Source organism: Halobaculum sp. D14, assembly GCF_051195135.1.
Lineage (GTDB): Archaea > Halobacteriota > Halobacteria > Halobacteriales > Haloferacaceae > JBNTKA01.
Genome location: NZ_JBNTKA010000006.1, coordinates 15452 through 39522, shown reverse-complemented (window position 1 = coordinate 39522; position 24071 = coordinate 15452). Strand labels below are relative to the sequence as shown.

Sequence of the window (24071 nt, the reverse complement as noted above, 5' to 3'; positions counted from 1 at the left end):
CAGCGATACTCCGTCCAGTCCCCTTGTGAACCCACCAGATTTCGATCTCGATTCACGATCCACAGCTGGAGTCCTCAGCTGGTAGCAGCTGTACGAGTCGGTCAGTCACGCCCGGATCGATCACCCCAGCCAGTTCCATCGCCTCCGACTCGTGCGTCTCCAGTTCGAGCACGCTCCGGAAGAACCACGAGAGCGTCACATACGACTTATGCAGGTTTGCTGCCCGGTCGCGCCCCGCGTCCGTTAGTGTGGCCCCTTTGTACGGCTCGTATCCCACCAACCCATGATCGTCGAGTCGCGGGAACATCTCCGTCACTGATGCCGGGGATTTGTCCAGTCGGTCAGCCACGGCTCCCGAGGAGACTGGTGCTCCATTTCGCTGTGACTCAATATACACGGCCAGCAAGTATTGGTCTGCCCCGCTCATCTCGCCTCAGGACCGCCTGACGACTCTTGAGTTGACTCCCTGGTCTGATCAGTTGACTCCGTCTCGGTGTCGGTCGGTTCGCTATCGGCTCCGAAGAGCGCGAGATACACCCACGCCCACGCCTTTTCCCGTTGTCGACGCGGCCCGTCAGCCATCGGTCATGCCCTCCGGACCAGGTGGTCTCGCACGGTTCGTTGGCTTTCTTCACACGTTTCATCGAGCGTCGCGACCGTTGCGAGCACCGGATGGTCGACCGGAAATCCTGATAGAGGTACGGCATGAGACTTTGGTGGCGGACACCAGCGTCGACACCGTCGTTTGTCGTCTCTTTGAGAAATTCCTGGCGGTCGCGGGCCACATCTTCACAGGAGGCGCGATGGCTGGCCAGTATCTCGTGGCGCTGTTGCAACGCGTCGAAGCCGAAGTCGGTTAGGGGCGTCTCGTTCGCGTTGACGATCCACGCGATGATGTCATCGACCGCCGCAGCCGCCTCTTTGAGGTGGGTCTCCTCGCGTTCCAGCGCGTCCTGTAACGCGGTCGCTTCCGCCCGTCGGGATTGCGCTTCGGCGAGAACCATCTCTTTGAGTTCTGGAGTGAACGACGCCTCTGTCGTCGGCGCCAGTGCTACGGCAACCACGCATCGGGGACGATTGGCAGCGCGTACGCGCTCTCCTGGGTGAACACCGCGTCGATGGTCGTCCCGAGCACGATGGGCGTCACGAGTACCGTTCCGTACGCGAGCACGCTCGTGACCAGACCAATCGTGAGCCACAGCGCGTGGTCGGGTGTATAGGCGCGGAAGAGTCGCCACAGCGGGCGCTCGACCTGCTCGCGGTAGGCGTCCAGCTCCGTCTCGAACGCGTCGCTGGCGGCCATCAGTCCTCCCCGCCGTCGGCCTGGGCGACGGGCTTGGCCGGCCGTTCGCGTTCCTCGTCGTCGTGGCGCGCTCTGAGCGGTTCGATTCGTGGGCCACGCGGCGTGAGATCGATCTCGGCGTCGATCTCGAACACTTCCGCGAGCAGCTCCTCGGTAATGACCTCCTCGGGTGTTCCCCGGGCCTGGATCGTGCCCGCCTTGACAACGACCATCTCGTCGGCGAGCCGTGCTGCCTGCTGGATGTCGTGGAGGACGACGACCACCGTGATGTCGCTCTCCGTGCCGAGGGTTTCGACGATCTCCACCACCTCGAGTTGGTGGTGCAGATCGAGGAACGTCGTCGGCTCGTCGAGCAGGAGCACGTCGGTGTCCTGGGCAAGCACCATCGCGATCCACGCGAGCTGTTTCTGCCCGCCGCTGAGACTGCCCACTTCGCGGTCGCGCAGATGCTCACAGCCGGCCAGCTCCATGGCACGTTCGACGGCCTGCTCGTCTTCGTCGGTGACGCTCTCGAAGAACCCGCGATGGGGGTAGCGGCCGTGGTAGACGAGGTCCTCGACGGTGATGCTGTTGGGCGAGGTGCTCTCCTGTGAGAGCAGCCCCATCGTCCGAGCGAGCTCCTTCTTGTCGAACGTCTCGATCGCTCGGCCGTCGACGAGCACGGAGCCAGCATCGGGGGCGAGCTGGTCGGCGAGTCCCTTCAGGAAGGTGCTCTTGCCGGAGCCGTTCGGGCCGATCAGCGCCGTCACGGCTCCCGGTTTGGCCGTGATCGACTCGCCGTCGATGATCGGACCGTCGCTACTCGGATACGAGAGAACGAGCTCCTCGGCGTCGAGACTTCCATCGGTTTCGCTGCCGGACTGCTCGTCGGTTGTGCTCGCTGAGCCGCTTCCGTTCGTCCGTGGATCGGTCGGTTGCTCGCTCATCAGATCTCACCCATCTGTTCCTGTTTCCGCATCAAGTAGAGGAAGTATGGGCCGCCGATCAGCCCCGTGACGATGCCGACGGGAATCTGGACGGGGTTCAACGCAAGTCTCGCTCCCACGTCGGCGGCGACCATCAGTGCCGGGCCGGCGAACACACAGCCGATGACGAGTTTCTTGTAATCGCTGCCGACGATGTTGCGCACAATATGCGGGACGATGAGACCGACGAAGCCGACGATCCCCGCCACCGCGATGCTCGCAGCCGCCGCCAGCACCGCGACTCCGGAGAGCGCGAAGCGAACTTTCTCAACGCTCATCCCCAGTGAACTCGCGGTCTGTTCCCCGAGCAGGAGGACGTTCAGCTGGCGAGAACTGATCAACGCGAGTCCTATCGCCACGATGGTCCACGGCAGCGCAATCCGCACCTGCTCCCAGTCCGTCCCGGTCAGCGAGCCGGTGGTCCAGGCGATGGCGGACTGGACGACGCCGATGTCGTCGGCGAAGAAAAACAGCCCCGTCTGGACGCTTCCGAAGACGGTGCCGACGATGGCGCCCGCGAGCACGAGTCGGACGGGCGAGGTGCCGTTCTTCCAGGCGATGGCGTAGACGATCAGGAACGCAACAGCACCGCCGACGGAGGCGATCAGCGGTAGGAACGCCGCCAGCCCCGAGAAGACGACCAGCGTCAGCAGGATCATTAATCCTGCCCCGGAGGAGACGCCGAGGATGAACGGGCTGGCGAGTTCGTTCCGGGTGACCGACTGGAAGATCGCCCCCGAGACGGCGAGGTTCATTCCGACCAGCGCACCGACGAACACGCGTGGCAGCCGGATGTTCCAGACGATGAGACTCCGTGTGTTCATCTCCGGGATCTCGCCGCCCAGCAGGAACGCTTCCCACGCCTGGGCGTTGAAGATGACGTTCGGGTTGAAGACGGCCTGCCAGGCCTCGACGATACTCATTGAGTACGCGCCGAAGCTCACCTGGACGAGGCCACCGCCGACGATGACAGCGAGACTACCGATGATGAGCGTGAACAGCGAGCCGTCGAACCAGCCGAACCACTGCTCGCGCCAACTGCGTGTGTCGGCGTCGGATGGGGTTTCAGTCGCCATCTATTCGCTCACCTCTGGGGCGCCGAGGTCGGATGCATAGTCACGGATCAGGTCGTCGTCGACGTGGTCAAGCAGCCGCCGATGAGCGCGCTCAGTACGGTGTTCGACTTCCGCCTCGTCGACCTGCCAGCCCTGTTGCTCCTTAGCGAGCTCGTGGGATTTGCGCTGGACGAACTCGTCGTCCAGGCCGTCGGGAGCGGACTCGATGGTGTACTCGGCGCTGCGTTCGAGCCAGTCGTCACCGGCGTAGCGACCCTGCTGGACCACCCAGTCGGTGTGGTCGGCGGCGGCCTCCCACAGTCCCTCTTCGACCCGGCGGTAGTCGGTGATGACATCGAGGCCGACGCGAGCCCCGTGGCCGACGGCGATGACGATGATATCGTACTCGGTGGTTTCAGAGGTTCCCATTGATGATGTCTGCAACCCGCTGGCGGTCGAACAGTCGTTCTGCGTCGGTATGCTCCCCAATTCCTTTCCACTCTCCGAACTGCTCGGGATAGAGCTGCTTGGCAAGCATTTCGGTATTAAACAGGTTGAAAATCGGCCCCTGTGCCGGGTCAGCACCCATATACAGCCGGCCGTTTTGCACTGCAGTGAGCTGTGCGCCAAACTCGTTTTTTCTGAGCGGTTCGAAGAAACGGTTCTCGTATCGCTCCCTCGGGTGTTCTGCACCCCACTGGATGAGAATGACATCCGGATCAACTTCCAACAGGAGTTCGTAGTCGATAGTCGCTTTATATGATCGTCCCTCAAGTGCGTCCTCAAATGCGTTTATTGCGCCGAGGTCACGGTATTGCTTCCCCTCAGTTCCGCCCTGAGTAAAATCCCGTACATCGAACCGACCTTCATCCGGCTTGAAACCACCAGTAAACATTCCAACAGTTGGGCGCTCGCTCTCGGGCGGAAGTTCCGGTCGGATGTCGGAGAGGAGTTCGTCATGAACCGTTTCGAACGCTTCGAATCGTTCCTGTTGTTGATACACTTGGGCGTACTTTTCGAACTCTTCGTACAGCGAATACATCGGATACTCGGGATACTCTTCGGGACGTGGTGTCCGGTTAGAGTGCCCAATAAACGGGCCAACTCGATCCGACACTTCAACGATCTCTTCATTACTCCAGTGTGCTCCGTCGGCGATTCGCAGTGTGTTTGGATCGATGAGATGGACATCCGCATCCGCTTCGTAGAACAGTTCCGGGTCGACGGTGCCACCCACTTTAAGTCGGAGTGCGTCTGTCGGATCGAACGCCACGTCCGGAAGTTGGTCCATCCAACGTGTAAATCCAGCGAGCTTTTTGGGTTCACCGTATGCGACGAGTCCGTCACCCTGTCCGAGTGCGTATGCCATGTCCGCTTCGTCAGCGTCCAAGCTCGCCCACGTTCCTGGTACCTCGTCGAATTCCACTCGTCCGGTCGGCTCGATTGTGACCGAATATGACTGGTCCCCGGATGACTCCGCTGTTTCGTCTGTCGATGTCTCGCCTTCGGGACTGCTATCTCCGCTCCCGCCGGTACAGCCTGCCAAGAGGCTACCGCCAACGACCGCGCCGCCGTACTTCATGTAGTCACGCCGCGTTGGTGCCCCGTGATCGCTGGAATCGTCTGGCATACGATTTAGGATCGCCTAAACGCGTAAAAACGTTCCGAATTTTAGGTAGGCCAAAATATCAGCGAGGCGCACCGCAGCGCGGACACATCGGCGGCCCATTTTCAGGTAGGTCGAGCCCACAGTGCGGACACGCATCGCCGTCAGGAGCAGTCATTTCCTCGACCACGGCGTCCGTACAGTCTCGAATCGACTCAATCGTGCCGACCCCCTCGGGTGCGTCCGCGGACTGGTCGCTGGCTAGCTGCCGTCGGCAGAACGACAGTCGGTAGACCAGGAAGGTCGGCGGGTCCTCGTGCGTGCCCGCACCATCATCGAGGTCGAACTCTGCCCCAACGGCAGTCTCGGACGTGGCGAGTAGTCAGAGCGCTTCGGCCGCCCGCCCCTGCACGTACGGGTTCTCGTCACCGAGTCGCTCCTGGAGCGTTTCCGCTGCCTCGGCCAGCTTGTCTGGATACTCACACCCGACGACTACCAGTGCCGTACAGAGGTGGTATCGGACGAGTTCGTTCTCGTCGTCGAGGTGCTCGGCCAACGAGTTGACCTGATGACGAAGCCGACGCGGGTCGCCGAGGGCGACGTGGGCCAACGCCTTCGCGAGTTTCTCCTTGACTTCGGGTTCGTCGAACTCCAAGCCGATGCGAAGGTCGGCCAGCGTCTCCGGATCAGTGACTTCCTCGGGCGAGTCGACCGCGACGTAGCCGAGTGCTTCCGCACTTCGCGCCCGGACGTAGTAGAACTCCTCGTCGTCGGCCAGCCGCCCGGCGAGCGCGTCAACGGCTGGCAGGACGGCTGCCGGTTCAGACTGCGCGAGCGTGACGAACAGCTTCGCGGTCGTTAATCTGATCGCGCGGTCTTCGTCAGTTAGGAACGTCGAAAGTGGGCGAGCGAGGCCGTCGAAGGATCCCGGTGGCTCTTCAGCGACATTCCGGACCGCTCGTAACGCACGCTTGCGAGTCTCAGCATCAGCCGCGCCGAGCCGGTCGAGACACGCCACCGTCTCCTGGTGGTCTCGCTCCTCGAGAAGAGAAGTCAGGCGATCGGGTGTTGGCGGCTGATCTGGTTCACTCATCAGGGAGGGTATGTGACTGACTTTCACGACCAATCGCTTCAATCCGGTGATTCTGCGCTGGCGTGGGAGGGCCCTACTGAACGTCTCTATCGACGGAGGATACTGATAGAAACAAGACCGCGACCACTTCTATTACGCCGATACAAGTGCGAAGCGATGTCGGAGACGCTGGACCCGCTCTCGGACCGCGCCTGCCGGATGACTCACGCCTACAAAACTGGAATCGAACTCAGGGAGACGCTGCGAGATGGAGAGTCTCTCCGGGCGGCTGTGAGTGAAGTTACCATCTACATGAATCATCTAGAAGACGGCTACCCGGACTGGCACCCAGCGCCCGATTCGTTTGTGGGGATGCTTCGACTGTTCATCTATCGGGAAATCACGGGCGACAGCTACCGAACTCTCGAAACGTATCAGGAACTCGCCGAACCGTTCGGCATAAACCACGTGCCCGATGAGGCCGTCCTCTCTCGCGCTTGGAGGAACCGATTCGACGATGGCGTCCGTGAGTACGTGACCGTCGCCGCCCACTTCGTCGTCAAGGAAATCCATGACCACGGTCCTGCTGTCTCCGCAGTACGCCCGAAAGAGGAGGTCACTGACTCGAAGTCAGGGTCAGCTGAAGACGATGAGCAGGTCGAGTCTACGGACACTGAGTTCTCGGACGAACAGATTCGCCGGACAACACGCCTCGCACGAGACCACGGTTTCGACGGATTCGACTCTGGTCGAGCGCAGAACGCCTCTTACGAAGACGTGCAATTCTTCGAGTTACAGACGTTCATGGGAATGGTCGGTTGTGGGACTGCGCAGGGAGCTGCACGGTTTCAGTTCCGACGGGGGGAAGAGTATGGCCCGCATGGTGACACGCACCTGCGAGCGGTCAAGCAATTCGAGCCGGAAGCGCTAATCGAGGGCTTCGATCAGGCGAGCGACCGATTGCTCTCGGCTATCGCCTCGGAGGCATCGTTTCGGCGTCCGGTCACTGCAGCAATCGACATCACGACGATTCCGTACTACGGCGACGTTTAGGAGATGCCGATGGTCAGTGGGGTGCAGGGTGAGGAAGAGCGAGCATTCAAATTTGCGACACTCTCGATTATCGGCCAGAACATTCCGTTGGTACTCGCTGTCGAGCCGATTCGGGAGAGCTCAGCGTGGGATAGGAATCCGCCGAATTAGGTTCACCGTGTTGTTCGGCGGCTCGTTCAACGAGCAAAAAGAACATGTCCCTGTAGAGACCGTGCTGTGTGACCGCGAGTTCGATTCTAAGCGAGTCTACCAGACGCTCTCGAATCTCGGCGTGAACTATCCCATCCCCACTCGAATCAACAGCACTGAGCGGGAAGCCATAGAAACAATGGAGGCCAACGGACAAGCCGTCGCGGTAGAATCGGCGTCCGTTCACGTCGAATCAGGAAGTCACTTAATGCAGTTCCTGTACGTGCCGTCGACGAATGGTGAGGGGACGACTGTCTTCGCCACGAATCTCCGAATCGGCCCCGAGGAGGCCGAGTCGTTCTGTCGCCGCTACAGCTGTCGCTGGCAGATCGAAAACGAGTACAAGAGCATCAAGAACGACTTCCTCGCAAAGACCTCCTCGAAGGATTACCGTGTAAGGCTGTTCTACTTCGTGTTCGCGGTCTTGCTCTACAACATCTGGCGGCTCACGGACTTCCTGCTGAAAGCTGGCGTTGACGGCGAGATGGACTATGCGCCCGTGTTGACCGCGGGTGAATGTGTCGAAGTCGTCGTTTCGGCGCTGATCCCCCCGACTGACCGGTCGCTTCCCTTACCGAGTTCGCCACCAGAGAGTGGTAACGCTGTTCAGCAGCGCCAGAATCTGAGAAATTTTGGACGTTCTCTTGGTAGATTGGATCAGGACTGTTCAAAATAGCTGCTCAATTGGTGAATGGAACACGAATAGACGGCGTCCCAGTCCAAAACTGGCCCATCCTCCGAAACTGTGGGTAGTCGCTACCCGCAGCGACCCGCTGTTTCTTCGATTCCCGACGCAGTCGGCGTGTTTTACTCGTCCAGCACGGCCGCCGCGAGCGCCGGCAGAACCGCCGTGAGGTCGTCGCGGAACACGTAGTCCGCGCGCCCGTCGTGCCGCGTCTCGTCGAAATTGACGACGGCGAGCGTCCCGTCGCACTCGGCGGGCAGCGACGCGGCCGGTTCGACCGTGAGCGACGACCCGGCGGCGACGAACACATCAGCAGCGGCGGCCTGCCGACGCGCGTCCGCGAACACGGCTCGCGGGAGCGGCTCGCCGAACAGGACGACCGCCGGCTTCAACACACCGCCGCACGCCTCACACGTCGGCGGGCACTCCGGGTCGACGCCGCGATATTCATCGGTCGCGGCGTCGTCGGCCGCCGAGCCCGCGTCGTCGTCGATGGCTGCCCGGACCCGGGCGCGGGCGGACGCCGCGTCGGCCGTTTCGCCGCAGCGCTGACACTCGACGCGCGAGGCTGTGCCGTGGAGTTCGAGCGGGTCGCTGCCGGCCGCGCGGTGGAGTCCGTCGGTGTTCTGAGTCACGACGGCGTCGACGACGCCGGCGGCTTCGAGGGCGGCGAGCGCCCTGTGGGCCGCGTTCGGCTCGACGCCGTCGCCGTGCATGCGGTCGTGGAGCGCGAGGCGGTCCCGCCAGAATCCGGCGGGGTCGTCGCGGAACCGGCCGTACCGGAAGTCGTCCGGGTCGAACTCGTCGCCCCAGATTCCGTCCTCGCCGCGGAACGTCGGGACGCCGGAGGCCGCGCTGACGCCGGCGCCGGTGAGGACGACGACCCGGTCGGCGTCCCGGACGTCGGCGGCCAACCGCGCCAGCAACGCATCGTCGACGTCGCGGTCGCTGTCCGCCTCGGAGTTGCCGTCGCGGTCGCCGTGGTCGGTTCGGTCGTCGCGTCGGTCGGGCATGCGTCGTCGTGCGGCGCACCGATGGAAAAAGAGCGCGTTCGGTCAGGCGTCGCGCGTCGGGTCAGTCGGCGTAAAAGTCACCGACGACGCGCCGAAACGGAGGAACGGCTTCACCCATCGAGTGGGTCATCGCGGCGAAATCGGCCGTGTTCCGGTCGTGCGTGCTCATAGCACGGACGAGCGGGCGGCCCGGTATATGCTTTTGGGCGGGGTTCGCAGCGATGAGAACCGCGTCGGGAGGCGTGGTCAGGGATTCGTCCGGTGCCGGTCCACGCCGTCCGGCCCGCTCGGTCCGAGTGGACAACGCTTAGTCGGCGGCGCCGGACGGGCCGGTATGGCAGAGACCACATCCGACTGGGGCGACTGGCTGCCGCGAACCATCGAGGGCTCCGATCCGGACGGCGTCGCCGTCTGGTACCTGGGCTGTAACGGCTTCGCGCTCAAGGGGCGCGGCGAGACGACGCTGTGGGTCGACCCGTACGTCGGCGTCGGCGACCCGCCGCGGACGGTCCGGATGATTCCGGTGCCGTTCGACCCGGCTGACGTCTACAGCGCCGACGCCGTGCTGGCGACCCACGAGCACACCGACCACGTCCACGGGCCGTCGCAGGCGCCGCTGCTCGCGAACTCCGGCGCCGACCTCTACGCCGCCGACGACTCGCTCGCCGTCACCGACGACGAGGACTGGACCGGGAACTGGGACGTCGACGACGACCAGTTCGTCGAAATCGAGGAGGGCGACTCGTTCAGCGTCGGCGAGTTCGACGTCGACGTCGTCGGCGTCCACGACCCGGACGCGAGCCACCCCGTCGGCTACGTCATCCAGCACGACGCGGGCACCGTGTTCCACGGCGGCGACACGAAACCGCACGACGGCTTCGCCGAACTCGGCGAGCGGTACGACATCGACCTCGCGGTGGTCGCGTTCGGGTCGGTCGGAAACGTCCCGGACAAGCAGACGCGGAAGCCGCAGCGGACCCGGTGGTACTGCGACGAGAACGAGGCGGTCGAGATCGCCTCGGCGCTCCAGACGGACCGGCTGCTGCCGAGCCACTGGGACATGTGGAAGGGGCTGACCGCCGACCCGACCGCGCTGCACGACCACGCCCGGAGCTTCGACTACCCGGAGCAGCTCGACGTCGTCGAGATCGGCGACCGCGTCGACCTCTGAGCGGCCGCCGGACTCGGTTACGGAGCGCCGCACTGACCACCGGGTTTTTGCCGGGGGGCTTCGTTATGTCGGCGTCATGGACCACGCACTCGCGGTCGTCGGCCCGACGGAGACGGCGAAGACGCTGACGCGGGAGGCCGGGAAGCTCGCCGAAGGCGTCGACGCCGAACTGACGCTGCTGCACGTCACCGACGAGGACGAGTACGACGAGCAGCGCGAGCAGTTACAGCGCGTCACTGGCGGCGATTCGACGTACACCGTCGGGCAGGCCGTCGAAGGCGCGCGGAGCTACGCGGGCGACATCGGCCGCGAAGTGCTGGACGGACTGGACGTGGAGTACGAAGCCGTCGGCAGCGTCGGCGACCGCGCGGACACCGTGTTGACGGAGGCGGAGCGACGCGGCTGTGACCACATCTTCATCGCCGGCGCGAGACGCTCGCCGGCGGGGAAGGCGCTGTTCGGCGACGACACACAGCGCATCATCCTCGACGCCGGGAAACCGGTCACCGTCGTCACCGAGTGAACCCGAACGGCGGCGCGGTAGTTCTCGTCCGGTAGCGACGCTGAACCGCCGGTGTGCCCGCCGCGATAATTTGCCCGCTGGGTTTTTACCGTGACTCCGATTGAGTGTACGCATGAGCCAGGGCCCCGACACTGACGACGGCGTCGTCGTCGTGGAATCCGACGGCGTCACCGTCGAAAAGCAGTTCGAGGCGGACCAGTTCCCGGTGCCGGCGATCAAGTTCACGCTCCGGTCCGAGCGCGACGACCCGACCGAGTTCCAGCTCGTCGACGACATCCCGGAGGAGTTCCCGATGGACCGCGTCGGGTTCCACCCGGAGTTCGAGTCGGAACACTGGACCGCCTACCAGGACCACCGCGTCGAGTACCGGCGACGACTCGAACCCGGCGAGGAGGTCACGACGGTATACGGCATCCGCACCGACGACCCCGAGGAGGGCCAGAACTTCCTCGGCGAACCGGACGTCAAGGAGGTCGACGAGGACGCCGACCCGGTCGGCGACGTCGCCGACGTCATCGGCGAGGACTCCTCGCAGGTCGTCCGCGACGTACTCTCCGGCGAGAGCGAGTCCGTTCCGGGCGCCGAAGCCGACGCGGCAGCGGCGACCGAGGACGCGGCGGACGGCGTCGGCGGAGAGGTCGAGGCCGAATCGGCCGCCGCTGCGGACGGAGAACACGAAGAGAGCTCCCCGCTCGACCTCGCTGCCGCGGAGGAGGAACTCGGCGCCGGCGACGACGCCATCGCGGAGGCGCTCGACGAACAGGCCGAAGCAGAGGCGGAGACAGCGGCCGAGGCCGAAGTCGAGGCGGACGCGGAGGCCGAATCGGGAGCGGCCGAGGCGCCGGACCCGCTTGCGGGCCTCGGCAGCCCCGGAGAGGAAACCGAAGAAGCCGAACCGGCCGAGGAAACCGCCAGCAGCGAGGCCGAATCGGAGGCAGTGACACCGGAAGCGGACGGCGAGGAGGCGGAAGCGGAAGCGGCGGCCGCGCCGGAAGCGGACGGCGAGGAGGCGGAAGCAGAAGCGGAAGCGGCGGCCGAAGCGGAAGCCGAAACGGCGCCGGAGCCGTCCGTAGAAGCCGAGCCCGGCGGAGTCGCGGCCGGTGCCGGCGCTGGCGCGGCGGAGTCAGAGAGCGTCGCGGCGGCGCTCGCCGCCGAACTCCGCGCCGGGAACGTCTCGGAGGCGGACCGCGAGACGCTGAAAGAGGAGCTCGAACTCGACCGCTCGACGAGCGACCACTCGACGAGCGTCGACGTCCGCATCAGTCGGCTGCAGTCGAAGTTCGAGGACCTCGCGGCGTACACCGACGCGCTCGAGGAGTTCATCGACGAGAACGGCACCGGCGAGGAGTGGATGGCCGACCTCCGCGAGGACGTCGAGTCGCTCGGCGAGACCGTCGACGAAGTCGAGACGGAACTCGACGCGGTCGAAGCCGACGTCGCCGCCGCGGAGTCCGACCGCGAGGACATCCACGGCGACCTCGACGAACTGAAAGACGACGTCTCCTCGTGGGAGGACGACCTCGACGAGACCGCGGAGGACCTCGAGGCGTCCATCGCGGAACTCCGCGCCGAGGTCGACGACGTCGCCGACGAACTCGCAGAAGAGGACGACGCGGTCGCGGACGTCCGCGAGTCGATGCAGAGCCTCGAAACCGAGGTGGAGTCGCTGTCCGCGTCCGTCGACGACGAGGTCGGCGAACTCCGCGCCGACGTCGCCGAACTCCGCGCGGAACTGGAGGACTTCGAGGAGTTCCGCGACCGGCTCTCGTCGGTGTTCGGTCCGGGCGGCTCGGGCGCCGAGAACGAAGACGAGGAGTGAGCCGCCGACAGGAAGAAACGCGTCTCCGAACACCGGCGGCGTCTTCGTATTTTCGTTCGTCACTCTCCAGCCGCGGATTCGTTGGACGCGGCTCGAACTCGTACGGTCCGATGGCGAACCTGACGTAGAGGTCGATGGCCGCACCGAGAGCAGAGTTACCTGGGTCCGATTCGGGGGGCGCTGTGGGAAGCGCGCCGCTTTTGAGCGACGGCCACGTTCGGTCGGTAATGACCGAACCCGTGTCGGTCGCGGTGCCGCGGAAGGGCCGGCCGCTGGAGGCCGCCCTCGAGCGGTTCGCCGCGGTCGGCGGCGACGACGCCGCGGCGCTCGCCGACGACGTCTCCTCGACGCTGCGCTACGAGAAAGCCGTCACGAAGGGGTCGCAGTCGGCGGACAGCGGCGTGTACGACCGGCTCGCGGCGTACAGCGACCCCGACGGTGGCGGAGCCGAGTACACGCTCATCCGCGACGACCGCGAGTCGCATCCGCGGCGCGTCGTCTTCGACTCCGCCGTCGTCGACGTCGACGGCACCCCGGTTCGGCTCGTCGGCCGCGAGGAGCCGTTCCGCGCGCTCCGCACCCACGAGTTCGCGCTCGGCGTCGACTCGGCGGACCTGGTGCTCGAAGAGGTCGTGTCGCTGCGCCCGGACGGCGTCTCGGACCTGTCGGCGGTGAACGCCCGCATCGATCCGCGCGACACCGACGTCCGCGTCGTCACTGGGCTCGGTGACACCGTCTACCACACGCTGATGGCGCGGCCCGAACTGCTTCCGTCCGGCGCCGAACTCGACCGGTCGTTCGTCGCCGAGTACGACGGCGACCTCTGCATCTCCCCGCGGTACGAACGGCTCGTCGAAGCCGTCATCGGGACGGACGCGCTGGACGGCGTCGACTTTGTCTACCCGGACGACGGCGTCGAGGAGGAAGCGGCCATCGCCGACGTCGGCCTCGGCGTCTACCTCACCGTCACCGGCGGCACGGCCCGCGAGCACGGACTCGTGCTCGGCGACGACCTGTTCCCGAGCGAGACCGTCGTCCTCGAAAATCAGGCGGAGGCGACCGCGGAAACCGACACGCTCCGCGAGGCGCTCGCCGTCGGCGTCGACACCGCGATTAGCGCCGACTGACTGCGGGCTTCGCCCCACGGCGGCTGGCGGCTTCCGTTCTGACTGTATTCCTCCGCATCCAGCTCTGTGCACGCCGAACTCTGAAAGAACGGGATTCGGCGCCCCTCTCCGATTTGTGTATAGCGACATGAGGTGTAATTGGTCGTGGCAGACCAGATATGTGACCTCTCTATTCGGACTGAATTCGTCAGAAATCGGCACTGATTCACGGAGGCCGTCGAAACCGGGGGGCATGCTCGAATCCACGTTCGGCACCGACCAGGCAGTCGTCGGCATGGTCCACCTCCCCGCGCTCCCTGGAGCGCCGAAGTTCGACGGGTCGTTCGACGAACTGCTCGAACGAGCGCGTCGGGACGCGCGGGCGCTCGACGACGGCGGCGTCGACGGCGTCATGGTGGAGAACTTCGGCGACGGCCCGTTCTACCCGGACGACGTCCCGAAGCACGTCGTCGCGTCGATGACGCGCGCCGCGACCGCCGTCGTCGACGAGGTGGACGTGCCGGTCGGCGTGAACGTCCTCCGGAACGACGGTGAAGCCGCGATTTCGGCCGCCGCCGCCGCGGGAGCGGACTACGTCCGCGTCAACGTCCACACCGGCGCCCGCGTCACCGACCAGGGCGTCATCGAGGGGCGGGCACACGAGACCGTTCGGCTCCGCGACCGTCTCGACGCCGACGTCGCAATCATGGCCGACCACGACGTGAAACACTCCGCGGCGCTCGCCGACGACGAGTTCACCGCGGAGTCCATGGCCGACGGCGTCGAACGCGGCCTCGCGGACGCCGTCATCGTCAGCGGCCCGGGGACCGGCGCCGCCGTCGACGAATCCGACCTCCGACGCGCCGCCGAGCGCCGGGAGGCGTACGGCCTCGACGTGCCGCTGTTCGTCGGCAGCGGCGTGACCGCCGAGTCGGTCGGCGAACTGCTCCGGTACGCCGACGGCGTCATCGTCGGCACGGCACTGAAGGAGGGCGGCGACGTCGACGCAGCGGTGTCGACCGCTCGCGTCCGCGAACTCGTCGACGCGGCGACCGAGTAACCGACGACAGAGTCACCGGGTCTGACGAGGGACGCTGGCCGGAAAGAAACCGCAGGAGGGGAGCGGGAATCGGAGCGGTCAGCGGACCGCGAGGAACGACTCGAGTTCGTCGGCGGTCGGCTGGCCGCCGCGGGCGCCCGCCTCGGTGCAGTTGCACGCCGCAGCGGCCGCGGCGACTCGACCTGCCTCCGTGGCCGTGCGGTCACCGAGGAGCCACGCGTGAATCAGGCCGGCGGCGTACGCGTCGCCGGCCCCCGTTTCGTCGACCGCGTCGACGTCGAACGCCGGCACGTCGACTAGGCCGTCACCGTCGACGAGGGTCGCGCCGTCGTCGCCGGCGGTCGAGGCGACGCGGTCCGCCCCGCGTTCGGCGAGGAGCGCGGCGGCGTCGCGGCCGGTACAGCCGAAGTGGCCGGCGGCGGCGACGTCGCCGACAACGACAAGCGCCGCGGCGTCCAGCCAGTCGTCGACGGTGCCCGGGCGGGCGCCGCGCCCGTCGAGTTCGGCGGGCGGCCCCGAGAGGTCGAACACGACCGGCGGGAACGAACCGTCCGCCGGCGCACCCGCGGGCCGCTCGCCTCGCGCACACGAGAGAAGCGTCCGGTGGACCGGGTCGGGCGCGTACGCGGTGACGAACACGACGTCGGCGGCCGCGAGATACGACACGTCGTCCTCGTCGAGGCGGAGCCGTTTCACCGAGTCGCCCGCGGTGACGATGCTCCGTTTCCCGTCGCCGTCGCGGAGAACGATGCAGTGCGTGCTGGTTCCGGGTTTCCGCCTGACGCGGGCCGTGTCCAGCGGGCCGTCGTCGAGGTCGGCGAGCACTCGGTCGGCGACGTCGTCGCGGCCGAGTCGCGTCAGGATGCCGGCGTCGCGGCCGAGTCGGGCGCAGCCGGTGGCGACGTTGGCGGCGACGCCGCCGAAGGTGTCCTCGACGCCGTCCGCGTACGCGCCGCCGTCCGGCTCCGGGAGGTTCGAGACGAGGTACTGCCGGTCGAGCGCGGCGGCGCCGACGGCGACGATGTCGAGGCCCGTCATCGCGGCCTACCGCTCGTCCACGAGCGGGAAGTGGGCGAGTCGGACCGCCGCCATCCCGGTGAGTCCGCGCGCGGTCACGGAGTCGGTGGCGCGTTCGCGGAAGCCGTCGACCATTCCTTCGAAGTCCGCGACGGGGACGAACCGGACGTCGGTGCCGTCGGGGCCGACGTCGACGAGCAGGTAGCCCTGCGGGAACGAGCAGGTGGTCGGCGCCATCAGTTCGCGGACGCTCCCCTCTCGGACCGCCGACGGCAGGTGGAGGTGCCCAGTGAACACGAGCGGCGCGTCGTGGGCGTTCAGCAGGTCGACGAACTCCTCGGGGTTCTCCATCTCGGGCGGAATCTCCATGTCGGGCTCTGCGAGGTCGCGGTGCTCGTGGACCTGCTCTGACATCGACGGGAGGTTGTGGTGGGCGAGCACCACCGGCGTCTCCGTCTCGGGCAGCGTCTCGTCGAGCCACGCGAGCTGGTCGTCGGTGACGCGGCCGGCGTGGGATTCGTACAGGAACTCCTCGCTGCCGGCCGTGTTCAGGCCGAGCAGGTCGACGCCGCCGACTTCGACGTGGAACGGGAAGGACTGGCCGTCGGGTGCGTACCGGTCGGCGAACTCGCTGACCGGGAGGTTGTCGTGGTCGTAGCCGCGCTTCGGGACGTCGTGGTTCCCGGGGATGGAGTAAAACGGCGCGTCGAGGTCGGCGACGAGTTCGTCGAACCGGTCGAAGTTCCAGCGCTCGCCGTCCTTCGTGATGTCGCCGACGCAGACCGTCGCGTCGACGTCGCGGCGGGCGATGTCGGCGACGGCGTTCGCGACGTGCCGTTCGGTGTCGTGAAACAGCTTCGAGGTTCCCTCTTGCCGCGTGGAGAGGTGCGGGTCGGCGATGACTGCGAGCCGCGTGGACCGGTCGGTTCGCGGGCGGTTCAGGCGAGCCATGAGGGACCCGCTCGGGACGGCGTCGCGGTCGAGGGGGGAGGCCATGTGCGTGACTGCGCGTCGACCGTCAAAACCTCCACGGTCGCAGCACGTCGGCGGATAGCGATTATTTCGGAAATTCGTGATAGAAAGCCACAAACGTGCATAGATTGAGGCCTATATAGCGGTGGATACTCCCACAGGCGTGCGGATGGAAAGCTATTTGTCGCCTGCGCAGTCCTTTCCACCCGATGTCCGACGGCACTACTCGTCGACGCTTCCTCACCGTGGCTGGCTCGGGCGCAGCGGCGGCGCTCGCGGGCTGCTCCGGCAACCAACCGAATCAGGAATCGACCCCGACAAGCGCCTCCGACGACGGCTCGACCGACTCGACGCCGACCCCCCAGCAGATCGGTGAGCCCGTGAAGGCCGGCGGCCCCAAAGGGACGCTCCGGATGGCGTCGCCCGGCCCGTTCCAGACGCTCGACCCCATCGTCGCGAAGGGCTCCGGCGCCGGCTGGCCGCAGTACTCGGAGATGCTGATGAAGTTCAAGAACGGCGACCTCCCGCCGGTCGCCAACCTCGCCAAAGACTACACGGTCTCCGAGGACGGCAAGACGTACACCTTCACGCTGAAAGAGGGCGTCACCTTCCACGACGGCTCCGAACTGACCGCCCACGACTTCGTCTACTCGTGGCGGCGACTCGCCGGCTCCGACAAGAGCCGGAACAAAGACGACATCATCGGCGGGACGTTCACCATCGCCCACGAGGGCAACACGAGCGAGAGCCTGGAGAACTACAAGTCCGGGTCGCTCGCCGTCGAGGCGAAGAGCGACTACGAGTTCGCGTTCACGCTCGAATCCCCGTTCCACGCCGCCATCTCGCAGATCTCCGGCGGCGCGTTCGCGGTGCTCCCCGAGAACGCCGTCGGCGACATCGAGGGGTACGACGGGAAGTGGGACTATGACGAGTTCTTCTCGACGTCCGGCGACGGCCCGAAGTTCGTCGCGACCGGCCCGTTCCAGGTTGACACGTGGACGAAAGGCGACGAACTGCTGCTCACCGCCTACGACGACTACCACGGCGAGACCGCGAACATCGAGAACATCTCGTACACCGTCATCAGCTCCGAGAGCACCCGGTTCAAGCGGTTCAAGAACGGGAACCTCGACATCCTCGAAAACGGGATGCCGACGTCGAAGTTCCAGCCCGACCGGCTCGTCATCGACAGCACGAAAGGCGACTACGAAACCGGCCGGTACGAACTGGAGAACGGCGACGTCGTCCACTACGGCCAGGCGACGACGCTCGACACGCGGTATCTGGTGTTCAACTGCGACAACGTCGAGCGCCCGGCACGGCAGGCCATCGCGTACATCATCAACCAGCAGTCCATCGCCGACGACCTGTACAAGGGGCTGGCACAGCCCGCGTACCACCTGACGCCGCCGCCGGTGTACATGCACAAGGAGGGCGAGGAGCCGACGGCGAACTACGACAAGCACGCCAAGAGCGGCTTCCGCTCGGAAACCGAGTTCGGCGCCGACGGCTACCCGTACGGCATCGGCACGTCCGACATCGCCTCCGCGAAGCAGGTGATGGAGGACGCCGGCTACTCGCAGGACAACATGTACGAGATGGAGTTCACGGTGGAGAGCGGCAACAACGCCGTGGACCAGCTCTCCAAGCGCGTCCGCGACAAGGCCCGCGCCGCCCACATCAACATCACCATTCAGAAGGCCGACTTCGGCACCATCATCTCGAAGGCCATCAAGGGGACGATGGACTTCTTCACGCTGAGCGACGGCATGGAGTGGCCGGAGTCCGACAACTTCCTCCGGTTCCTGCACGCCGGCAACCCCTCCAGCGCCTTCACGCGCTGGGGCGGCGACTCGGGGCACCACAACGACGAATACGTCAACACCGCCCGGAACGCCTGGACGCAGTACTACCAGCCGAACACCGGCCCCGGGACGGCCGCCCAGCAGAAGCGGAACAAGGCGTACACCATCATCGAGGAGATGAACTGGGCCTCCGTTCAGGAACTCCCGACGGTCCACACGGTGTCCCAGCGGCTCTGGTACGACGACGTCGACGTCCGGATGTACGGCGCCATGGAGAACCAGACGTTCAACCGGCTGGAGCTGCAGCGGTAACTCCGAGTCGCGTCGGCGACGAGTCCCGATTCGGTAACGTTTTTCGAGCCGGTTCGTAACAACCGGTACCCTCGGCGATCTACACAAGCCATTACAATGAGTCGATGGAGATACCTGGCGAAACGCCTGCTCATGTCGATCCCCGTGCTGTGGCTCGGTACCAGTATCACCTGGTACGTCATCTTCATGGGGCCGATCGACCCGGCGGCGAACGTCCTCAGTAGCGCGAACCCGCAGAACAAACAGCTCTACCAGACCGCACGAGAAGAGCTCGGACTGAACCGGCCGCCGCTTGCGCACTACGTCGACTGGATGACGGACCTGTTCATGCTCGACCTCGGCCAGACGTGGCTGCTGTACCCCGGGTCGAACGTGAACGCGCTCGTCATGGACTTCCTGCCGCGGACGCTGTGGCTCGGCTTCTGGTCGGTCGTCGTCGCCGTGTTCATCGGCGTTCCGCTCGGCTTTTACGCCGGGCTGAACTCGAACTCGCTCGCCGACTACATCGCCTCGCTGTCCGGTATCGTCTGGCGCGCGATGCCGAACTTCTGGCTCGCCGTCATGCTGCTGTCGGTGCTCATCAGCTCCGAAGCCATCACGAAGTCGCTCATCGGCGTCTCCATCTCGTGGGACGCCTTCCTCATTCCGATCGACGCGATCACCGGGAACCCGCAGCTCAGTTACATGCACGGGAACCCGCTCGCGTTCTTCACGAAGCCGATGGAGACGCTCACCGCCATCAAGAAGATACTGCCGGCGGCGCTCGTCCTCGGTTCGGCGTCGATGGGCAACGAGATGCGTATCGGCCGGACCGCGGTGCTGGAGACGCGAAGCGAGAAGTACATCGACCTCGCGAAGGCGAAAGGCGTCTCGAACCGCGCGCTCGTCTGGAAGCACATCTTCCGGAACGCACTCGTCCCGCTCGTCCCCATCATCACGAGCGAGGCGTTCCTGCTCATCGGCGGGTCGGTCCTCGTCGAGTCCGTCTTCGGGATTCAGGGCATGGGGTGGCTGTTCTTCCGCGCCGCCATCCAGGGGGACCTCCCGCTCGTCGGCACACTCATGTTCGTCTTCATCGTCATGATGCTCGTCATCAACATCGCACAGGACCTGCTGTACACGCTCATCGACCCGCGCGTCGGCTACGAGGAGGCCTGACATGGCGGTGACCGAACCAACCTCGACGACGCTCCGCGACCGCGTCGCGGCCACGCCGCGGCCCGCGGTCGTCTGGGTCGCCGTCGCCGCGTTCCTGCTGCTGCTCGAAGCCGGCGCGTTCGTCCACTTCGTCGGGACGCTCGCCGTCGACCTCGTGAAGGCGCTCCCGTTCGCGTACGACCCGGGCGTCGTGAAGGCGTTCTCGAAGGCGACGACCGAGATTCCGACGCTGCTCTCCCGGCAGGTCATCCCGAACGGCGGCTACTGGAACGGGTCGCGCTACGTGAACACGTTCCTCGGGCTGGCGCCCGCGCAGGCGTGGATGGTCCGCGTCGCCGTCGTCTACCTCTACTCGTTCGCGCTGCTCGCGTGGGCCTGGGTCGGCTACACCTGGTACCGCACGCACTACCGCGTCGCCGACTGGACGCCGCGCGACGACATCGTGAACCGGCTCCGCGGCCACAAGTGGGGGCTGTTCGGGCTGGTCGTCGTGTTCATGTTCATCGTGATGGCGGTGTTCGCGCCGGCGCTCGGCCCGACCACCGTCGAACAGAACCTCCAGAACCCGGCCGGCCACCAGATAAACTACTGGAGCACCGAGTCGAACAGCGTCGAAACCATCAACGTCTACTCCGCGAACATCAATTCGCGGTCCGTCGGCACCGACAACAACGTCGGCGTCTGGAGCTACGACGACTACGGCCGGTTCCACCCGTTCGGGACGCTCCCCTCCGGGAAGGACCTGTTCACGTTCATCGCCGCAGGGGCGCGCATCTCGCTCATCATCGGGCTGTTCTCGGTCGGGCTCAGCGCCGTCATCGCGACGACGTTCGCGTTGCTGTCGGCGTACTACAAGGGCGCCGTCGACCTCGCGTTCGTCCTCGTCTCCGACTCCATCATGGCGCTGCCGAGACTGCTGTTACTCATCATGCTCACGGTGGTCTTCGGCGGAACGTGGGTCGGTAACCTGTACAGCGGCGCGTTCTTGCTAGCGCTCATCTTCGCCGGGACGGGCTGGCCGTACATGTGGCGGTCGTTACGCGGCCCCGCGCTGCAGGTCAGCGAACGCGAGTGGATCGACGCGGCGAAGAGCTTCGGGCAGTCGCCCGCCAACATCATGAAAAAACACATGTTCCCGTACATCACCGGCTACCTGCTCATCTACGGCTCGATGACGCTCGGCGGCGCCATCATCGCTATCGCCGGGCTGTCGTTCCTCGGGCTCGGCGTGAACCCGCCGACGCCCGAGTGGGGCCGCGCAGTCAACGCCGGACAGAACTACGTCGGCGGCCCGTCGTGGCACATCTCGCTCATCCCCGGGCTGCTCATCACGCTCGTCGTCACCGGGTTCAACGCGCTCGGCGACGGCGTCCGTGACGCGATCGACCCCGAGTCGGACAGCGCCGAGGGCGGCGCCGCCGGCCGCGGAGGTGGTGCGTGATGGCCGGCTCGGAGGAGGCGCTGCTGACCGTCGAGGACCTCAACACCGTGTTCCACACCGACAAGGAGACGATTCGCGCCGTCGACGGCATCTCCTTCACCGTCCGCGAGGGCGAAACCGTCGGCATCGTCGGCGAATCCGGCTCCGGGAAGTCCGTGACGGCGCGCTCCATCCTGGGGCTCATCGAGTCGCCGGGCGTCATCGAATCCGGGTCGATTCGGTTCCGCGGCGACGAACTCACCGACGACAACTGGGACCGCCACCGCGGCGACGTCGCCATCGTGTTCCAAGACCCCATCAACTCGATGAACCCGGTGTACACCGTCGGGAACCAGATTCGGGAGGCGCTCCGAATCCACCAGGGGCTCCGCGGTCAGGCCGCCCGCGAGGAGGCGGTTCGGCTGCTCGAGGAGGTCGGGATTCCTGACGCGCCGCGGCGCGTCGACGAGTACCCGCATCAGTTCAGCGGCGGGATGCGGCAGCGGGCCGTCATCGCGATGGCGCTGGCGTGCGACCCCGACCTGCTGGTGTGCGACGAGCCGACGACGGCGCTCGACGTAACGATTCAGGCACAGATTCTCGAACTGCTCGAAGAACTCCAGGCCGAGGAGGACCTCTCCATCCTGTTCATCACACACGACATGGGCGTCATCGAGGAAGCCACCGACCGCGTGAACGTCATGTACGCCGGCGAAATCGTGGAGACGGCGCCGGCCGACGAACTGTTCGCGAACCCGCAGCACCCGTACACGCGGGGGCTGCTCGCGTCCATCCCGGGCCGAACCGGGCGCGGCGACCGCCTCCCGACTATCGAGGGCGAGGTGCCGACGCCGACAGAGCAGGCGACGCACTGCCGGTTCGCGCCGCGGTGCCCGGAGGCGTTCGGCGCCTGCGAATCGGTACACCCAGAACACGTCGCGGTCGGCGACGAGCACACCGCGGCGTGTCTGCTCCACGACGACCGGTACGACGCGGAGTACAGCGCCGACGGCCCGACCGGCCAGCGGGACGGCGACGCCGCCGTCAGCGGAGGTGAGGGTCTGTGAGCCGCTCGGACGACACGCCGACCGGCGCAGACGCCGAGGCGGACGGCCACGCGACGCGGCAGTCGGCCGGCGGCGCCGGTGGTGACGACACGCTGGTGAAGGTGCGCGGCCTGAAGAAGTACTACGGCGGCGACGAGTTCCTCGGCGGGAAGCCCGTGAAGGCCGTCGACGGCGTCGACCTCGACATTCAGCGCGGCGAGACGCTCGGGCTGGTCGGCGAATCCGGCTGCGGGAAGACGACGCTCGGCCGCACGATACTCGGGCTCGAAGACGCCACCGACGGCGACGTCCACTCGGACGGCCAGAACGTCGCGGAGCTGTCGGGCGCCGAACTCCGCGAGTGGCAGCGGGACGCCCAGATGGTGTTCCAAGACCCCGACTCCAGCCTGAACGACCGGATGACCGTCGGAGAAATCATCCGCGAGCCGCTCGACGCGCACGGCTGGCCGCACCTCGCCGTCCGCGTCGAGGGCGCCACGGACGCGACCGTCAACGGGAGCGGCGTCGGCCGGGCCGGCCCGGACGAGCAGGCGGACGTCACCGTCCACGTCGACACGGCGGGCGAAGCCACCGGGTCGCCGTCGGTGAAACCGGACGCGCCGCTGACCGCGGACGACCTGCGCGTCGACGTCAGCGAGGCCGGCGGCACCGTCTCCGTGTCGATTCAGGTGCAGAAGTCGAAGCAGGCGATGCGTCGCGACCGCGTCTTCCACCTCATCGAACAGGTCGGGCTGCGCGAAGAGCACTACTACCGCTACCCGCACCAGTTCAGCGGCGGGCAGCGCCAGCGCATCGGCATCGCGCGGGCGCTCGCGCTCAACCCAGAGTTCATGGTGCTCGACGAGCCGGTGTCCGCGCTCGACGTCTCCGTGCAGGCGCGCATCATCAACCTCCTCGAAGACCTCCAGGAGGAGCTCGGGCTGACGTACCTGTTCATCGCGCACGACCTCTCGGTCGTCCGGCACATCGCCGACCGCGTCGCCGTGATGTACCTCGGCAACGTCGTCGAACTCGCGGAGACCGAGGCGCTGTACGACGACCCGCAGCACCCGTACACGATCTCTCTGCTGTCGGCGATTCCCGGCAGCATCGCCGGAACGGACCGCGACCGGGTGACGCTGCGCGGGACGCCGCCGAGCCCGCGCGACCCGCCGCAGGGCTGCCCGTTCGTGACGCGCTGCCCCGCCAAGGTTCGGCCGCCGGAGTTCGAGTCGCTGCCCGAGGAGACGTGGGACGCGCTCGACGAACTCCACACGGTGCTGCGCGAGCGCGCGCAGGCCGACTCGGGCGTCACAGAGCGCGTGAAGCGCGCGCTCGGGCTGTCCGTCAACGTCGAGGACATCGACGAGACGTACGAGGACCTGTTCGGCGACGTCACCCTCGACAGCGAAGCGCGGACGGCCGTCGAGGACGCCGTCGACTTCGCCCGGGAAGGGGAGGACGCCGAGGCCGCCGCGGTCCTCCGGGAAGCGTTCGGGTCGGTCTGCAACCGCGAACACCCCGAGGCGCACGTCCTCGAGGGCGGCCGGACGAGTCGCTGCGTCCGCCACGACGCCGAGTACGACGACCCCGACGACGTCATCGACCGACGGCTCGGCCGCCGCACCGACTGAGCCGACGCCGAATCCGACCGACGCAGACGCAGACTCGATTCGACCCGTCGTCGCGGCGCCGACCTGGAATCGGCGCCCCAGTTTATG

The 24071-nt window shown here is 66.3% G+C and carries 21 protein-coding genes and 1 pseudogene; 11 read left to right on the top strand and 11 right to left on the bottom strand.

Annotated elements, in window-relative coordinates; translation table 11 throughout:
- Positions 1 to 52 precede the first annotated feature (52 nt).
- The 8 genes from ACQUST_RS14585 to ACQUST_RS14550 all read right to left on the bottom strand — a co-directional run bounded on the left by ACQUST_RS14585 (position 53) and on the right by ACQUST_RS14550 (position 6022).
- Positions 53 to 427 (bottom strand): metal-dependent transcriptional regulator, encoded by a 375-nt coding sequence (locus ACQUST_RS14585; protein WP_435130181.1) that lies wholly within the window; start codon positions 425 to 427, stop codon positions 53 to 55.
- Entirely contained in the window at positions 387 to 1064 is a 678-nt protein-coding gene (locus ACQUST_RS14580; protein WP_435130179.1) for a DUF7260 family protein, read from the bottom strand. The genes ACQUST_RS14585 and ACQUST_RS14580 overlap by 41 nt, the downstream gene beginning before the upstream one ends.
- Complete coding sequence (locus ACQUST_RS14575; RefSeq protein WP_435130176.1) at positions 1052 to 1303, bottom strand: hypothetical protein; 252 nt, start codon at positions 1301 to 1303, stop codon at positions 1052 to 1054. Before ACQUST_RS14575 ends, ACQUST_RS14580 begins: the two co-directional genes overlap by 13 nt.
- Positions 1303 to 2229 (bottom strand): ABC transporter ATP-binding protein, encoded by a 927-nt coding sequence (locus ACQUST_RS14570; protein ID WP_435130173.1) that lies wholly within the window; start codon positions 2227 to 2229, stop codon positions 1303 to 1305. The genes ACQUST_RS14575 and ACQUST_RS14570 overlap by 1 nt, the downstream gene beginning before the upstream one ends.
- Positions 2229 to 3344 carry a FecCD family ABC transporter permease gene (locus ACQUST_RS14565; protein ID WP_435130170.1) on the bottom strand — a complete coding sequence of 372 codons (1116 nt, stop codon included), beginning with the start codon at positions 3342 to 3344 and terminating at the stop codon, positions 2229 to 2231. The genes ACQUST_RS14570 and ACQUST_RS14565 overlap by 1 nt, the downstream gene beginning before the upstream one ends.
- Positions 3345 to 3752, bottom strand: coding sequence for a hypothetical protein (locus ACQUST_RS14560; RefSeq protein WP_435130167.1), 408 nt, complete (start codon positions 3750 to 3752; stop codon positions 3345 to 3347).
- On the bottom strand, positions 3739 to 4953 hold the full coding sequence (locus tag ACQUST_RS14555; RefSeq protein WP_435130164.1) for an ABC transporter substrate-binding protein: 1215 nt from the start codon (positions 4951 to 4953) through the stop codon (positions 3739 to 3741). Before ACQUST_RS14555 ends, ACQUST_RS14560 begins: the two co-directional genes overlap by 14 nt.
- A 358-nt stretch (positions 4954 to 5311) precedes the next feature.
- Positions 5312 to 6022, bottom strand: a complete 711-nt coding sequence (locus ACQUST_RS14550) for a HEAT repeat domain-containing protein (RefSeq protein ID WP_435130161.1) — start codon at positions 6020 to 6022, stop codon at positions 5312 to 5314.
- 156 nt (positions 6023 to 6178) lie between these two features.
- On the opposite strand from ACQUST_RS14550, the pseudogene ACQUST_RS14545 reads away from it, so the two are divergent.
- Positions 6179 to 7793 (top strand): annotated as a pseudogene (locus ACQUST_RS14545) (transposase); the annotation flags it as partial.
- Between the two features lie 257 nt (positions 7794 to 8050).
- Here ACQUST_RS14545 and ACQUST_RS14540 read toward each other — a convergent pair.
- Positions 8051 to 8941 (bottom strand): SIR2 family NAD-dependent protein deacylase, encoded by an 891-nt coding sequence (locus tag ACQUST_RS14540; protein ID WP_435130158.1) that lies wholly within the window; start codon positions 8939 to 8941, stop codon positions 8051 to 8053.
- 334 nt (positions 8942 to 9275) lie between these two features.
- On the opposite strand from ACQUST_RS14540, the gene ACQUST_RS14535 reads away from it, so the two are divergent.
- From ACQUST_RS14535 to ACQUST_RS14515, 5 genes are all read left to right on the top strand, one after another.
- On the top strand, positions 9276 to 10112 hold the full coding sequence (locus ACQUST_RS14535) for an MBL fold metallo-hydrolase (protein ID WP_435130155.1): 837 nt from the start codon (positions 9276 to 9278) through the stop codon (positions 10110 to 10112).
- Positions 10113 to 10188: 76 nt separating this feature from the next.
- Entirely contained in the window at positions 10189 to 10635 is a 447-nt protein-coding gene (locus tag ACQUST_RS14530; protein WP_435130153.1) for a universal stress protein, read from the top strand.
- A 112-nt stretch (positions 10636 to 10747) separates the two neighbouring features.
- Positions 10748 to 12454, top strand: a complete 1707-nt coding sequence (locus ACQUST_RS14525) for a hypothetical protein (protein WP_435130150.1) — start codon at positions 10748 to 10750, stop codon at positions 12452 to 12454.
- A 227-nt stretch (positions 12455 to 12681) separates the two neighbouring features.
- Positions 12682 to 13581, top strand: a complete 900-nt coding sequence (locus ACQUST_RS14520) for a hypothetical protein (RefSeq protein WP_435130148.1) — start codon at positions 12682 to 12684, stop codon at positions 13579 to 13581.
- Positions 13582 to 13813: 232 nt separating this feature from the next.
- Entirely contained in the window at positions 13814 to 14620 is an 807-nt protein-coding gene (locus ACQUST_RS14515) for a BtpA/SgcQ family protein (RefSeq protein WP_435130146.1), read from the top strand.
- A 78-nt stretch (positions 14621 to 14698) separates the two neighbouring features.
- Here the strand turns inward: ACQUST_RS14515 and ACQUST_RS14510 are convergent, their stop codons facing one another.
- Together ACQUST_RS14510 and ACQUST_RS14505 are read right to left on the bottom strand one after the other, a co-directional pair.
- Positions 14699 to 15658, bottom strand: coding sequence for a carbohydrate kinase family protein (locus ACQUST_RS14510; protein WP_435130143.1), 960 nt, complete (start codon positions 15656 to 15658; stop codon positions 14699 to 14701).
- A gap of 6 nt (positions 15659 to 15664) precedes the next feature.
- A complete protein-coding gene (locus ACQUST_RS14505) occupies positions 15665 to 16633 on the bottom strand; it encodes a metallophosphoesterase family protein (protein WP_435130141.1) in 969 nt (322 codons plus the stop codon).
- 185 nt (positions 16634 to 16818) lie between these two features.
- On the opposite strand from ACQUST_RS14505, the gene ACQUST_RS14500 reads away from it, so the two are divergent.
- The 5 genes from ACQUST_RS14500 (at position 16819) to ACQUST_RS14480 (ending at position 23984) form a co-directional block, all read left to right on the top strand.
- Positions 16819 to 18726: an ABC transporter substrate-binding protein gene (locus ACQUST_RS14500; protein ID WP_435130138.1), complete on the top strand. Its 1908-nt coding sequence runs from the start codon at positions 16819 to 16821 to the stop codon at positions 18724 to 18726.
- 96 nt (positions 18727 to 18822) lie between these two features.
- Positions 18823 to 19884 carry an ABC transporter permease gene (locus ACQUST_RS14495; protein ID WP_435130135.1) on the top strand — a complete coding sequence of 354 codons (1062 nt, stop codon included), beginning with the start codon at positions 18823 to 18825 and terminating at the stop codon, positions 19882 to 19884.
- 1 nt (position 19885) lies between these two features.
- The gene (locus tag ACQUST_RS14490) at positions 19886 to 21325 is read left to right on the top strand and encodes an ABC transporter permease (protein WP_435130132.1); all 1440 of its coding nucleotides are present in this window, start codon (positions 19886 to 19888) and stop codon (positions 21323 to 21325) included.
- A complete protein-coding gene (locus tag ACQUST_RS14485) occupies positions 21325 to 22371 on the top strand; it encodes an ABC transporter ATP-binding protein (RefSeq protein WP_435130129.1) in 1047 nt (348 codons plus the stop codon). The genes ACQUST_RS14490 and ACQUST_RS14485 overlap by 1 nt, the downstream gene beginning before the upstream one ends.
- Positions 22368 to 23984, top strand: a complete 1617-nt coding sequence (locus tag ACQUST_RS14480) for an ABC transporter ATP-binding protein (RefSeq protein ID WP_435130126.1) — start codon at positions 22368 to 22370, stop codon at positions 23982 to 23984. Before ACQUST_RS14485 ends, ACQUST_RS14480 begins: the two co-directional genes overlap by 4 nt.
- The last annotated feature ends 87 nt before the right edge of the window (positions 23985 to 24071 follow it).